Source organism: Variovorax sp. HJSM1_2, from assembly GCF_049316285.1.
GTDB lineage: Bacteria > Pseudomonadota > Gammaproteobacteria > Burkholderiales > Burkholderiaceae_C > Rhodoferax_B.
Genome location: NZ_JBMOXA010000001.1, coordinates 275,938 through 290,196 on the forward strand (window position 1 = coordinate 275,938; position 14,259 = coordinate 290,196).

At 62.2% G+C, this 14,259-nt stretch carries 12 protein-coding genes; 10 read left to right on the forward strand and 2 right to left on the reverse strand.

Going from position 1 to position 14,259, the window contains the following annotated elements; genetic code table 11:
• The first annotated feature begins 6 nt into the window (after positions 1 to 6).
• A complete protein-coding gene (locus ACFQ95_RS01240) occupies positions 7 to 870 on the forward strand; it encodes a class III extradiol dioxygenase subunit beta (protein WP_422828966.1) in 864 nt (287 codons plus the stop codon).
• A 2-nt stretch (positions 871 to 872) separates the two neighbouring features.
• Positions 873 to 1,829: a Gfo/Idh/MocA family oxidoreductase gene (locus tag ACFQ95_RS01245; RefSeq protein ID WP_422828967.1), complete on the forward strand. Its 957-nt coding sequence runs from the start codon at positions 873 to 875 to the stop codon at positions 1,827 to 1,829.
• Positions 1,830 to 1,912: 83 nt separating this feature from the next.
• Here the strand turns inward: ACFQ95_RS01245 and ACFQ95_RS01250 are convergent, their stop codons facing one another.
• Positions 1,913 to 2,545: a DUF4136 domain-containing protein gene (locus ACFQ95_RS01250; RefSeq protein ID WP_422828968.1), complete on the reverse strand. Its 633-nt coding sequence runs from the start codon at positions 2,543 to 2,545 to the stop codon at positions 1,913 to 1,915.
• Positions 2,546 to 3,036: 491 nt separating this feature from the next.
• On the opposite strand from ACFQ95_RS01250, the gene ACFQ95_RS01255 reads away from it, so the two are divergent.
• The 6 genes from ACFQ95_RS01255 (at position 3,037) to ACFQ95_RS01280 (ending at position 10,942) form a co-directional block, all read left to right on the forward strand.
• Complete coding sequence (locus ACFQ95_RS01255; protein WP_422828969.1) at positions 3,037 to 3,510, forward strand: MarR family winged helix-turn-helix transcriptional regulator; 474 nt, start codon at positions 3,037 to 3,039, stop codon at positions 3,508 to 3,510.
• Complete coding sequence (locus ACFQ95_RS01260) at positions 3,507 to 4,733, forward strand: efflux RND transporter periplasmic adaptor subunit (RefSeq protein ID WP_422828970.1); 1,227 nt, start codon at positions 3,507 to 3,509, stop codon at positions 4,731 to 4,733. The genes ACFQ95_RS01255 and ACFQ95_RS01260 overlap by 4 nt, the downstream gene beginning before the upstream one ends.
• Positions 4,730 to 7,840, forward strand: a complete 3,111-nt coding sequence (locus tag ACFQ95_RS01265; protein WP_422828971.1) for an efflux RND transporter permease subunit — start codon at positions 4,730 to 4,732, stop codon at positions 7,838 to 7,840. The genes ACFQ95_RS01260 and ACFQ95_RS01265 overlap by 4 nt, the downstream gene beginning before the upstream one ends.
• 19 nt (positions 7,841 to 7,859) lie before the next feature.
• Positions 7,860 to 8,861 (forward strand): aldo/keto reductase, encoded by a 1,002-nt coding sequence (locus ACFQ95_RS01270; RefSeq protein WP_422828972.1) that lies wholly within the window; start codon positions 7,860 to 7,862, stop codon positions 8,859 to 8,861.
• 110 nt (positions 8,862 to 8,971) lie between these two features.
• Positions 8,972 to 10,201, forward strand: coding sequence for a 3'-5' exonuclease (locus ACFQ95_RS01275; protein ID WP_422828973.1), 1,230 nt, complete (start codon positions 8,972 to 8,974; stop codon positions 10,199 to 10,201).
• 18 nt (positions 10,202 to 10,219) lie between these two features.
• Positions 10,220 to 10,942, forward strand: coding sequence for a nucleoside/nucleotide kinase family protein (locus tag ACFQ95_RS01280; protein ID WP_422828974.1), 723 nt, complete (start codon positions 10,220 to 10,222; stop codon positions 10,940 to 10,942).
• Positions 10,943 to 10,995: 53 nt separating this feature from the next.
• Here ACFQ95_RS01280 and ACFQ95_RS01285 read toward each other — a convergent pair whose 3' ends face one another.
• A complete protein-coding gene (locus ACFQ95_RS01285) occupies positions 10,996 to 11,217 on the reverse strand; it encodes a CsbD family protein (protein WP_422828975.1) in 222 nt (73 codons plus the stop codon).
• Positions 11,218 to 11,442: 225 nt separating this feature from the next.
• On the opposite strand from ACFQ95_RS01285, the gene pncB reads away from it, so the two are divergent.
• Positions 11,443 to 12,639 (forward strand): nicotinate phosphoribosyltransferase, encoded by a 1,197-nt coding sequence (gene pncB, locus ACFQ95_RS01290; protein WP_422828976.1) that lies wholly within the window; start codon positions 11,443 to 11,445, stop codon positions 12,637 to 12,639.
• Positions 12,640 to 12,729: 90 nt separating this feature from the next.
• Positions 12,730 to 14,118: a sodium:proton antiporter gene (locus tag ACFQ95_RS01295; RefSeq protein WP_422829225.1), complete on the forward strand. Its 1,389-nt coding sequence runs from the start codon at positions 12,730 to 12,732 to the stop codon at positions 14,116 to 14,118.
• Positions 14,119 to 14,259: the final 141 nt, after the last annotated feature.

A 14,259-nucleotide genomic window follows, 5' to 3' on the forward strand; every position in this document is an offset into this window, starting at 1 on the left:
AACAAAATGGCCAAAATTACCGCCAGCGTTTTCACCTCGCACGTGCCCGCCATAGGCGCCGCACTTGATCTGGGCAAGACCCAGGAAGACTATTGGAAGCCGGTCTTCCAAGGTTATGAGTACGGCAAGCAGTGGATGAAGGACAACAAGCCCGACGTGATCTTCCTGGTCTTCAACGACCACGCCACGGCCTTCAGCCTGGACATGATCCCGACATTTGCCATAGGTACTGCAGACTCTTATCAACCCGCCGACGAAGGCTGGGGCCCGCGCCCCGTGCCCGTGGTGCAGGGCCATGCGGAACTGGCTTCGCATATTGCGCAGTCGGTGATACAGCAGGACTTTGACCTGACCATCGTCAACAAGATGGACGTGGACCATGGCCTGACCGTGCCGCTGTCGCTGATGTGTGGCCAGCCGCCACAAAGCGACTTCAAGTGGCCTTGCCCGGTCATTCCATTCGCCGTGAACGTGGTGCAGTACCCCGTGCCTTCGGGCCAGCGTTGCCTGAACCTGGGCAAGGCCATCCGCAAGGCGGTGGAAAGTTTTGATGAAGACCTGAACGTGCACATCTGGGGCACGGGCGGCATGAGCCACCAGTTGCAAGGCCCACGTGCCGGCCTGATCAACCGCGAGTGGGACAACGCCTTCCTCGACCAGATGATCGCCGACCCCGAAGGTGCAGCCAAGATCCCGCACATCGACTACGTGCGTGAAGCCGGCAGCGAAGGCATTGAACTGGTGATGTGGCTGATCGCGCGCGGCGCCATGGGCGACCTGGCCGGCGGCGCCGCACCCAAGGTCAAACACCGCTTCTACCATGTGCCAGCCAGCAACACGGCTGTCGGCCATCTCATCCTCGAGGAATAATCATGAAACCCATCAAAGTAGCTCTCGCCGGTGCCGGCGCGTTCGGCATCAAGCACCTGGACGGCATCAAGAACATCGACGGCGTGGAAGTTGTCTCGCTGATCAGCCGTGATCTGGAAAAGACCAAGGAAGTCGCCGCCAAATACGGCATCGGCCACGTCACCACCAACCTCGAAGATTCGCTGGCGCTGAAGGAAGTCGACGCCGTGATCCTGTGCACGCCCACGCAGATGCACGCCGAGCAAACCATGGCTTGCCTGAAGGCCGGCAAACACGTGCAAGTGGAGATCCCGCTGTGTGATGTGTTGAAAGACGGCCAGGCGGTTGCTGCACAAGCCAAGACTTCCGGCCTGGTGGCCATGGTAGGCCACACCCGCCGCTTCAACCCCAGCCACCAGTATGTGCACAACAAAATCAAGGCTGGCGAGTTCAACATCCAGCAAATGGATGTGCAGACCTACTTCTTCCGCCGCACCAACATGAACGCGCTGGGCCAGGCACGCAGCTGGACCGACCACCTGCTGTGGCACCACGCTGCGCACACGGTGGATCTGTTTGCTTACCAAGCCGGCAGTCCCATCGTCAAGGCGAATGCGGTGCAAGGTCCTATCCACCCGACGCTGGGCATCGCCATGGACATGAGCATCCAGCTCAAGGCCGCCAACGGTGCCATCTGCACCTTGTCGCTGTCGTTCAACAACGACGGCCCGCTGGGCACCTTCTTCCGCTATATCGGTGATAGCGCGACCTACATTGCGCGTTACGACGACCTGGTTAACGGCAAGGAAGAGAAGATCGACGTGTCCAAGGTCGACGTCAGCATGAACGGCATCGAGCTGCAAGACCGCGAGTTCTTCGCCGCCATCCGCGAAGGCCGCGAGCCGAATTCCAGCGTGGCCAGCGTATTGCCTTGTTACCAGGTGCTGCACGATCTGGAGCAGCAGTTGAACGCGGCTTGAGCCGGCTCAAGCGCTGAATAAAAAAGGGGCTGACCGCATCACGCGGTCAGCCCCTTTTTTTGCGTAGTGCTTGCGCAGTACGCCTAGTAGCCGCCACCACCGGTGGGTGCGGCCGTCCCCGCCGGTTTGGGCGCCGGTGGTTGGATGGGGAACTTCTTGAACGCCGCCGCCACCGCCGCGTTGATGGGGACTTGCACGTTGTTCAGATCGGCTTCCGTCACGGTGTCGGTGACCACACCTTCCCACACCATCTTCTTGGCTGCGGCATCCACCACGTCGATGTTCAGCGTGCCCTCGGTGTACGGTGTGGCAATGGTCTGGTCGTTGTACCTGGCCCAGCCGCCATACATGCCGGTGCGGTAGCCGTAGTAGCCGCCTTGCATACCCCAACCCACGGGCACGGTGTCGACCTGCAGCTTCTGTGTCAGGCGGCCGTTGAAGTTCACCAGCAACTGGGCGTCGCTTGCGGCCAGCCGCAGTCCGCGGGCTTCGAGTTCACGTTGTGTGGCGGCCATCAGGTTTTGCGAGACTATGCTTTGGTAGCCGTTTTTGTCTGTGCCCAGTGGCTTGGCAAAGGTGAAGGTCTTGAATGTGCTGAAGTCGACCGAGCGGTCGTAATCGGCGCGGGCACTGGGGCCGGAGGCGCAGCCGCTCAACAGCAATGAGGCGGCAAGCGCTACGGGGGCAAGGACTCGGGCATTGAAAGCGAGAAGCATTAAAAATCCCTTCGGTTGTAGGACGGCGCTTTTGGCGTCGCATGGTCATGCGTGCTGGATGTCGTGTGGACCTGCATAGGGCGTGGGGTGCCGTGGTTTCGCTGCGGCGCAATCGATGGTGCCTGCACCAGCGCATCGCGTCCCGTGTCATTTTGCGGCGCCAGCGTCGGCGCTTCAAGCAGGTGTTGGAAAAGGGCCTCAGCCTATGCCACGGTGACCGGCCATGCGGACTGGTGCGCTATTTATTTGATAGCTTTCACGGCATACCTGGCAGGCTCAGGGCCGCAAATATTTGCATAACTTTACCGGCGGCATGCATAACACAGCTGCTTCATCACAAAACCGGGTGGCGGCTCGCTCTATGATTTCACTTAGCTGAGCTAAGCAATTGTCGGCCTTGCACGTCTGCTGGTTGTGGCCGGGCGTGCCACGTCTTTGGTTTGTTTTTTCGGGGGCCTTCTGTGCCAAAACCTTGTGCTCCACCCATCGTTGTGGAAGAACACGCCGCCATGGTGATGGAAGTGGTGCCTGTGGTCATGGACACCATTCGCAGTGCCATGCGCCTCGGTGCTGGCGCCAACCTCTCCGTGCCGCAGTTTCGCTGCCTCAACTTCATCGCGCGTACGCCGGCTTGCGCGGTGGGCGAGGTGGCGGCGTTTTTGGGCGTGACCATGCCCACGGCTTCCGCCATGGTGGACCGGCTGGTGCGCGCAGAACTGGTGCTGCCCGCCACGGCTTCCGATGACCGGCGCCGCTCGCAACTTCAGGCCACACCCGCCGGGCTGGCCCAGCTTGAGCAAATCCAGCTCGGTGCGCAAGGCCATCTGGAAGACATTCTTTCGGCCTGCTCGCCCACGGAACTGCAAACCCTGCAAGCCGGGCTGGCCGTGCTCTCGCGCACTTTTCAATCCAACCCTCATTCCAAAACCCCAACTGGGCTCCGTTCCGACGCCGTGCCATCATGAAGACCGCTCTTTCTTGTTTCAACCGTTTTAATCTTCTTGCCGGGCTGCTGGCGCTGGGCTTGCTCGGCCTAGCCGGCTGCTCCGACAAACCCTCTGGCGCCGCGCCCGAGGCGGCCGCCAAACCGGCTTCGGCACCGGCCGCTGGCGCTGCCCCGGTCAGCGTGAGCACGGTGCGCGCTCAGCAGCGTGACCTGCCGGTGCTGCTGACGGCCACCGGCACCGTGACGCCACTCACCAGCGTGGACGTGAAGGCCCAGGTCACCAGCGTGGTGGTCAAGGTGCTGATCAAGGAAGGGCAGTTCGTCAAAGCCGGTGAACTGATGTTCACACTCGATGCGCGCACCGACGAAGCCAACCTGGCCAAGGCGCGCGCGCAACTCGCCAAGGACAACGCCGCCCTGGCCGATGCGCGCCGCCAGTTGGCGCGCAGCCAGGATTTGTTTGCGCAGAAGTTTGTCTCGCAAGGCGCGGTGGACACCTCACAAGCGCAGGTCGATGCCCTGGCAGCGACCATCAACGCCGACCAGGCGGCCATCGATGCGGCCATGGTGTCGCTGTCATACGACCGCATCACCGCACCCCACGCCGGGCGTGCCGGGCAGGTGGTGGTGTACCCGGGCAGTGTGGTGCAGGCGAATGTGACGCCCCTGGTCACCATCACCCAACTGAGCCCCATCGGCGTGGCCTATAGCCTGCCGCAGCGCAACCTGACCGATGCGCTGGGGGCCCTCAAGGGCGGCGGTGCGGCGGTCACGGCGAAGCTGGCCGACGGCGGCGGCAGCTTCCAGGGCCGGTTGCAGTTTGTCGACAACCTGGTGGATGCCAGTTCGGGCTCGGTGAAGGCCAAGGCGGTGTTCGACAATGCCGACAACAAGCTCTGGCCGGGGGCGTTTGTCCAGGTGTCGCAAACCATCAACGTGCTCAAGGGCGCGGTGATCGTGCCCGAGGCGGCACTGATACAAGGTGCTCGCGGCACCGTGCTCTACACGCTGGTGGACGGCGTGGCTGTGTCCAAGCCCGTGAAGGTGGAATATGCTCAAGGACTGGATGCCGCCGTGAGCGGCATTGCGGCGGGCGACGTGGTGGTGGTGGACGGCAAACAAAACGTGCGCCCCGGTGTGCGTTTGGTGGAACGTGCGGCCACCGCAGACAAAGACGCCCAAAAAACTCCCGCCGCTGCGAATGCATCCGGCGCTGACACCAGCAAACCCGCCGCACCATGAACTTCTCCGAGATCTTCATCCGCCGTCCGGTGATGACGGTGCTGCTCAACCTGGCGATTGTGTTGGCCGGGGTGATTGGTTACCGCAGCATTCCCGTGGCCGCTTTGCCGAGTTACGACACGCCGGTGATCAATGTGTCGGCCTCGCTGCCCGGGGCCAGCCCCGAGACCATGGCCAGCTCGGTGGCGCTGATTCTGGAAAAACAATTCCAGACCGTGCCGGGGCTCAAAACCATCAGCTCCACCAGCACGCTGGGCTCGACTTCGCTGACGCTGGAGTTCGACCAGAACCGCAACATCGATGCGGCAGCGGTGGACGTGCAGGCGGCCTTGCTGCGTGCGCAACGCTCGCTGCCCACCGACATGACCAACCCGCCGTCCTACCGCAAGGTCAACCCGGCGGACGCACCGATTCTGCTGGTGGCGCTGACCTCGCCATCACTCACGCCGGCCGACCTGCAGGACTTTGCCGAACACCTGATCTCGCCCACGTTCTCCACCATAGACGGTGTGGCCCAGGTCAACATCTTTGGCTCCAAGCGTTACGCCGTGCGTGTGCGCATCAACCCGCAGGCCCTGGCGGTGCGCAACATCGGGCTGGACGAGCTGAGCAGCGTTTTGCGCACGGCCAACGTCAACACGCCGGTAGGCACGTTTGAAGGCCCTAGCCAGACGCTGGTGCTGCAAGCCAACCGGCAACTGCGCAACGCGGCCGACTTTGCCGAGCTGATCGTCAGCAACAAGGGCGGCAATACCGTGCGCCTGCGTGACGTGGCCAAGGTCGAAGACAGCCTGGAAACCGTCAAGAGCTGGGCCACGCTGAACGGCGAAAACTCCATCACCCTGGCGGTGCAACGCCAGCCCGGCGCCAACACCGTGAAGGTGGTGGATGCGCTGCTGGCCGCGCTGCCCAACCTGCAGGCGCAGATGCCGCAGTCGGTGCAGATGACGCCGGTGAACGACCGCTCTAAGTCGGTGCGCGAGGCCTTGCACGATGTGTCGCTCACACTCTTGGGCACCATCGTGCTGGTGGTGCTGGTGATCTTCCTGTTCTTGCGCCGCTTTGTGGCCACGGTGATTCCGGCCTTGTCGCTGCCGGTGTCGCTGGTCGGCGCTGTGGCCTTGTTGTGGGGCTTGTCGTACAGCCTGGACAACATCTCGCTGCTGGGCCTGACGCTGGCCGTGGGCCTGGTGGTCGACGATGCCATCGTGGTGCTGGAAGAAATCATCCGCCTGGTGGAAGAGGGCGAAGACCCGTTCCAAGCCGCGCTCAAGGGCTCGCGCGCGGTGGGTTTCACCATCGTCTCCATGTCCACTTCGTTGATCGCGGTGTTCATCCCCATCTTCTTCATGCCGGGCGTGATCGGCCTGCTGTTCCATGAGTTCGCCGTAGTAGTGGGCTTGTCGATTGTGGTTTCGGCGTTTGTCTCGCTGACCTTGGTGCCCATGCTGGCCAGCCGCTTCCTCAGCGACGAAACCCACAAGAAACCACCGGGCCGCATCGTGCATTCGTTCGAGGTTGGCTTCAACGCCGTGCTGGCCGGCTACACGCGTGCACTTGACCTGGCCCTGCGTCACCGCATGGCGGTGCTGGGAGTGGCGGCCATCACCTTTGTGCTGACCATCTGGCTGGCCATGATCATCCCCAAGGGTTTCTTCCCGGAAGAAGATATTGGGCAGATCCAGGTGACCACCGAAGCTTCGGAAGACATCTCGTTCCCGGCCATGGTCAAGCTACAAGAGGCGGCAGCGGCCGTGGTGCGTGCCGATCCCAGCGTGGCGGCCGTGAGTTCGTTCAACGGTGGCAACGGTTCACAAAACACCGGGCGTATGTTCATTACCCTCAAGCCGCAAAACGAACGCCCTAAGATGAAGGAGGTGGTCGAGGGGCTGCGCAAGAAGCTGCGCGGGGTGGCCGGCATCAATGTGTTCATGCGGCCGGTGCAGAACCTGCAACTCGGCGGGCGCCAGAGCAAGGCGCAGTACCAGTACATTTTGCAAAGCATCAAGGCCGATGAACTCAACGAGTGGGCCAGCAAGCTGCAGGCCAAATTGCGCAGTGATCCGGCTTTCCGCGACGTGACCAGCGATGCGCAGATGCGCGGCCTGATCGCCCAGCTGAAGATAGACCGCGACGCCGCCAACACCCTGGGGGTGTCCATAGACTCCATACGCACCGCGTTGTTCAGCGCCTTTGGCGAGCGCCAGGTGTCCACCATCTACCTGCCCACCGACAGCTACGAAGTCATCATGGAAGTGGCGCCCGAGGCCAAGCAGGACGAACGCGCGCTGAACGGCATTTACGTGCGTGCCAACACCGGCGCACTGGTGCCCATGTCCAGCTTCACCACCGTGACACGCACCGTGGGGGCCACGGCCATCAACCACGTGGGCCAGTTGCAGGCGGTGACGGTGTCGTTCAACCTCGCGCCCGGCGCGGCGCTGGGCGACGCCACGGCGAAGATCGACGCGGCCAGCAAGGCCATAGAGTTGCCATCGTCCATCATCACCAGCTATGGCGGCGATGCGGCGGTGTTCCAAAGCTCGCAGGGCAGCCAACTGGTGCTGGTGATTGCGGCGCTGCTGGTCATCTACGTGCTGCTGGGCGTGCTGTACGAGAGTTATATCCACCCCATCACCATACTGGCGGGCCTGCCGTCGGCGGCGGTGGGCGCCCTGGCCACGCTGATGATGTTTGGCCAGGACCTGACGCTGATCGCCACCATTGGTGTGGTGCTGCTCATAGGCATTGTCAAGAAAAACGCCATCATGATGATCGACTTCGCGCTGGAGGCGCAGCGCCATGAAGCTTTGTCGCCTGCCGAGGCGATACGCAAGGCGTGTTTGCTGCGTTTTCGGCCTATCATGATGACCACCATGGCCGCGTTGATGGGTGCACTGCCGATTGCCCTGGGTCTGGGCGCTGGTGCCGAGTTGCGCCAGCCCCTGGGGCTGGCGGTGGTGGGCGGGCTGGTGTTTTCACAAGCCATCACCTTGTTCATCACGCCGGTGATTTACCTGGCGCTGGAACGCTTCAGTGGCACCGGTCCGGTGACCACACCCGAGGTGGCGGCACGCACGGCCCATTCGGCCACACAAACACATTGACTACACAAGAAATTTTTCCATGAACAACAGAACATTGGGCCCGTTTCAAGTTTCGGCCATAGGCCTGGGTTGCATGAACCTGAGCCACGCCTATGGCGCGCCGGTATCGGCGGAGCAGGGCGAACGGGTATTGCTGTCGGCACTCGATGCCGGCGTGACGCTGTTCGACACCGCCGCGCTCTACGGCTTTGGTGCCAACGAAGAGCTGGTGGGCAAGGTGATGAAGCCGCACCGCCGCAAGTTCACGTTGTGCAGCAAAGGTGGCATGGCGGGTGTGCGGGGTGAAGACGGCGTGGTGCGCCGCGTCATCGACGGCCGCCCCGACACCGTGCGCAAGAACTGCGAAGACAGCCTGCGCCGCCTGGGCACCGATGTCATCGACCTGTACTACCTGCACCGCTGGGACAAACAGGTGCCGATCGAGGACAGCGTAGGCGCCCTGAGCGAGCTGGTGCGCAAGGGTTATGTGCAGGCCATAGGCTTGAGCGAAGTCTCGGCCGACACGCTGCGCAAAGCACATGCGGTGCACCCGATTGCGGCCGTGCAAACCGAGTATTCGCTGTGGACGCGCAACCCCGAGATCGCCGTGCTCGAGGCCTGCCGCGAACTCGGTGCCAGCTTTGTCGCCTTCAGCCCGCTGGCGCGCGCCTACCTCACGGGTACGCTGACCGATGTTGCTACGCTGGACGCCAAGGACATTCGCCGCCCCATGCCGCGTTTTGCGCCCGACACCTATGCCACCAACCTGAAGCTGCTGGCACCCTTCAAGGCACTGGCACAGAGCCTTGGCTGCACCCAGGCGCAACTGGCTTTGGCCTGGTTGCTGCACAAGGCACCACACATCATTCCCATTCCCGGCACCACCAGCCTGCCGCACTTGCAGGAAGACCTGGGCGCCGAGCGCGTCAGGCTCGCGCCCGAGCACATGGCCCAGCTGGAAGATATCTTCAACGTCAAGGCCGTGGTCGGCCCGCGTTACGCGCCGCAAGGCACGGCCGAGGTGGACACCGAGAATTTTTGAGCCCGGGGGCGCAAGCCCGCGCCATGCAAGGGCAGGTTCACTACTAAAATCGTAGCTGTTGTCGCAAGGCTGTAGGGCGCTGCGGCTATTTTTGTTACAAACCTCCCGAGATGACGCCAAAACCCAAACCCACACGCGGCCGATCGGCCAAGGCCCAAGCGGCGGCCGACGATGCCGCGTCCCAACAGATGGGCTTGTTTTTTGACATGCCGACGGCTGTGTCCTCGGTACCACGCGCGCCTGTGGCAGCACCCGCGCCCGTGGCTGCGCCTATGCCTGAGCCCATGCCAACACCAATGGCCGAAGCGCTTGCGCCCGCGCCTGCCGCTTCGCCTGCAACCGAGCCGCTTGCCGTGTTGCCTACGGCCGCAGCAGTGGCAGGTGCCGAAGCACCATCACTCGAAGCCCTGGCCCGCCAGTTGGAAGCCAGCCCCGACTACCGCGTGTTGCGCCGCCTGCAGCCCACGCTGCAGTGGCCCGGTACCGCGCCTGTAGCCCGCGAGGACATTGCGCGCGTGCTGGTGCTGGATACCGAGACCACTGGCCTGGACCACAACACGGCACGCATCATGGAACTGGCGCTGCTGCGTGTGGACGTGGACCGGCGCACCGGCCAGCCCGTGGGCATGGTGCAGGTCTATGACGGCCTGGAAGACCCCGGCCAGCCGATTCCGCCCGAGGTGCAAAAAATCACCGGCATCAACAGCAGCATGGTCGCGGGCCAGCAACTCGACGAAGCCTTGATCGCCACGCTGCTCGACGACGTGGACCTGGTGGTGGCACACAACGCCGGCTTCGACCGGCCGTTTGTTGAAGCCCGTCTGCCAGCCTTTGCCGAAAAGGACTGGGCCTGCTCGTTTGTCGATATCAACTGGAAAAAACTCGGCCACGGTTCGTCCAAGCTCGAATCGCTGGCCTTGGCGCACGGCTGGTTCTACGACGCCCACCGCGCCGAGACCGATTGCCACGCCTTGCTGGCGGTGTTGCAAGCCGATGTGCCTGCCGATGCGCAGCTCGCCGACGCACCGCCTGACGTTCCCGCCGTGCCACCCAACGGCCTGGCGCTGCTGCTGGCGGCGGCCAGCCAACTGCGTTATCGCCTGCAGGCCACCGGCGCACCTTTTGATGCCAAAGATGCTTTGCGTGTGCGTGGTTATCGCTGGGATGCCGCGGCCAAGGTGTGGCATACGCGCCTGGGCAGTGCAGCCGAGCTGGACGCCGAATGTGAATGGCTCAAAACCAATGTCTACCGGCGTAGCGCCCAGGTGGTGGTGGAGGCGCTGGATGCACGTGTGCGCTACGCCAACAGGCCCGGTGTCATCAGCACCCGCAGCTTGTAGCAAGCTATCGCCAGCAGCATGTCTGCCGACAAATTCCAACCAGCTCCGCGCGAAGATGCAGCGCTGCAGCGGCTTTTGGGTTTGCTCGCCAGCCGCCCGCAGCAACGCGTGCTGGTGGGTTTGGCGGGTTTGCCCGGGTCCGGCAAAACGACCATCGCCCAGGCTTGGGTGGACGCGGTGAATACACACCTGGGCGCAGGTGTTGCGCAGGTGTTGGGCATGGATGGTTTTCACCTGAGCCGCGCCACCCTGGCACAGGCGGCAGACCCAGCCGCTGCGCTGGCGCGTCGTGGCGCACCTTGGACTTTTGACCCCGTGGGCCTGCAGGCCAGGCTGGCTTTGTTGCGCGCAGGCTTTGACCGGCACACGGTGTTCTGGCCCGGCTTTGAACATGGCGTGGGTGACCCGGTCGAAGATGCCTTGGCGGTGCCGCCCCAGGTACGCCTGGTATTGGTCGAGGGCCTGTATTTATTGCACCGGGGTGATGGCTGGGCGGTGCAGCCCCTGCTGGATGCCTGTTGGTTTTGGGATGTGCCCATGCAAACCGCAATGGCGCGGTTGGCGTTGCGGCATCAGCGCGCCTGGGGTATTTCGGCGCAGCAGGCCGAGGCGCGGATTGCGCGCAACGATAGTCTGAATGCTGCGATTGTTCTGGCCAGCCGGGCTTGGGCGGACTGGCTGGTTTGCGCTCGTAGGCGGTCTTCGCCAGAACAAGTCAGCACAGCCACTGATCCCGCCTGAAACGCCCGGCTCAGGTGCAACCAGTCCGGCCGCTAGAGGGGGCCTGCCGCCCGTCAAGATTTCTCAAAGAAGAAGCTGGGATTGCGCTTTTGCCAATCCATCACCTGGCGTTCGGCTTCATCCTTTTGTAGCCCGTGGCGCTGCTGAATCAGCCCCAACAATTGGTCGCGCCGGCCAGCGCAGACATCGAGATCGTCGTCTGTCAGCTTGCCCCATTGCTCCTTCACCTTGCCCTTGAATTGAAGCCAGTTCCCCTGAAGTTGGTCTTGGTTCATGTGATGCTCCTCATGCAGGAAAAGCTGCCTGCGTGATCTGACTTTAGGCCGCTTGAAGGCCTTGCGCGGTAGGACGGCGCCAGGCAAGCGCTGTAGTCGATGGCTGACGTATGCCGCAAGTCTCTTCAAACATGCACTGTGCCGGGTGGTGCCACAATGGCAGTTGAACTTTTAATTCAATTACTGCACATGCCGCAGAGACGGGCGGTGTGCAATGCGCCAAACATGATCATCACCAGTTTGCTCGACACCGACCTCTACAAGTTCTCCATGATGCAGGCGGTGCTGCACCAGTTTCCTGGCGCCCAGGTGGAGTACAAGTTCAAGTGCCGCAATCCCGGCGTGCAATTGGCGTTGTATGTGAACGAGATCCGCGAAGAAATTCGTGGGTTGTGCAGCCTGCAGTTTCAGGACGCCGAGCTCGACTACCTGCGCTCCATGCGCTTCATCAAGAGCGACTTTGTCGATTTTCTGGGGCTGTTCCGGCTCAACGAAAAGTACATCCACGTCAGCTCTTTGCCTACCGGCGAGATCGAGATCGTCATTCGCGGGCCCTGGCTGCATACCATCATGTTCGAGATCCCGGTGCTGGCGATCATCAACGAGGTGTACTTCCGCAACACACAACAGGTGGCGCAGTTCGACGAGGGCCGTCGCCGTCTGCAAGTCAAGGTCGACCAATTGCAGGCCGATGGTCTGCAAGAGCTGAAGATCGCCGATTACGGCACACGCCGCCGCTTCAGCAAGGCCTGGCACGAAGAAGTGCTGCGCCTGTTGATGACCAAGCTGGGCTCGGGTGCCAGCGGCCAGTTTGCCGGCACCAGCAATGTGTTGTTTGCCATGAAGCTGGGTTTGACGCCGCTGGGCACCATGGCCCACGAGTACCTGCAGGCCTGCCAGGCGCTGGGGCCACGCCTGCGCGACAGCCAGGTGTTCGGCTTTGAATCCTGGGCCAAGGAATACCGGGGCGACCTGGGCATAGCGCTCAGCGACGTCTATGGCATGGACGCGTTTTTGCGCGACTACGACATGTATTTCTGCAAGCTGTTTGATGGCGCGCGCCATGACAGCGGTGATCCGTTCGCCTGGGGTGAGCGCCTGATCGCACACTACCGCAACAACCGAGTCGATCCGCGCACCAAAACACTCATCTTCAGTGATGGTTTAACCGTGCCACGTACCATTGAATTGTTCCGCCAGTTCCATGGGCGCTGTCTCCTGGCATTCGGTATCGGCACCAACCTGACCAACGACCTGGGTGATGCGCCGCAACATGTGCCGCTGCAAATCGTCATCAAGATGACGCGCTGCAACGGCCAGCCGGTGGCAAAACTGTCGGACACACCCTCCAAGAACATGTGTGAGGACGAGAAGTACCTGGCCTACCTGCGCCAGGTGTTCGACATCAAGACACCGGCCTGAGGCGCGCGGCCTGACGGATCCGCACGGCCAGGCTCAGAACAGATCAAAACAACGAAAGGGTGGGGAAGGTGTATGCGGATCACTAGCCAAATGCTGGCGCTCGGGGCCGGGCTGTTTTTGCCGGCCATGGGTTTTGCAGCCGAGATCAATGGTGCACAACTCAGCGCCCTATGGGGCGTGCCGTTTGCCGGTATCTTGTTGTCGATCGCGCTGTGGCCCTTGCTGGCGCCGCATTTCTGGCACCAGCACTTCGGCAAGATAGCGGCAGCATGGGCCTTGCTGTTCATCGTGCCATTTGCCGCGCTTTATGGGCCCGGCCTGGCGGCCAGTGCTGCGGTGCACGCGCTGGTGGCCGAGTACATTCCGTTCATCATTCTGTTGACCGCGCTCTACACCGTGGCCGGCGGCATTTTTGTGCGTGGCAACCTGCATGGGAGCCCGGCGTTGAATACCGCCATCCTGGCCTCGGGGGCGTTGCTGGCCAGCGTGATGGGCACCACCGGGGCCTCCATGCTGCTGATTCGCCCGCTGGTGCGCGCCAACGACAACCGGCCCTACAAGGCGCACGTGGTGGTGTTTTTTATCTTCATCGTCTCCAACGCCGGTGGCTCGCTCACGCCGCTGGGTGATCCGCCTTTGTTCCTGGGCTTTTTGAAAGGCGTGAGCTTTTTCTGGACGGTGAGCCACATCTTTCCCGAGACCTTGTTCCTGGTGGGTTCGCTGCTGGCCATTTTTTATGCACTCGACAGCTGGCACTTCCGCAAAGGCGGCCTGCTGCCACGCGACCCCACGCCCGATACCCATGGCCTGGGCTTTGATGGCAAGCTAAACTTTCTGCTGCTCGCGGGTGTGGTGTTTTTTGTGCTGCTCAGCGGCATCTGGAAGTCGCCGGTCGGTTTTGAGATCGCCGGCGCGCATGTCGGCCTGCCCGGTCTGGTGCGCGATGTGGCGCTGATCCTGATCACCCTGGTGTCGCTCAAAATCACCGCAGCCCAGGTGCATGAAGACAACCAGTTCGGCTGGGCGCCGATGCAGGAGGTGGCCAAGTTGTTTGCCGGCATCTTCTTGACCATCATCCCGGTGATTGCCATGCTCAAAGCCGGTATGGACGGCCCGTTTTCCGCCATCATCGCCGCCGTGACGCGGCCCGATGGCACGCCCAACCCGGCGGCTTATTTTTGGGCGACCGGCCTGTTGAGTTCTTTCCTCGACAACGCACCCACCTACCTGGTGTTCTTTAATACGGCCGGTGGAGATGCACAAGTCCTGATGACCACACTGGCCCCGACGCTGGCGGCGATCTCGGCGGGTGCGGTGTTCATGGGGGCCAACAGCTACATCGGCAATGCACCCAACCTCATGGTCAAGGCGATTGCCGAAGAGCGTGGGGTGCATATGCCCAGCTTCTTTGGCTATGTGGGCTGGGCGCTGTGTGTGTTGGTTCCGCTGTTTGTGCTCATGACCTGGATCTGGTTTTGAACTGAATTTATTTCAGAGCCCGATAAATTATTTTCCGGGCTCGGTACCGCAGCAGCAGCGTGGGGTTCTCCAGACGTGGAAAAATGGTGTGCAAAGCGTTAACGCTAACGTAACGTTGTCGTCATACCGGAGGAGACCTAC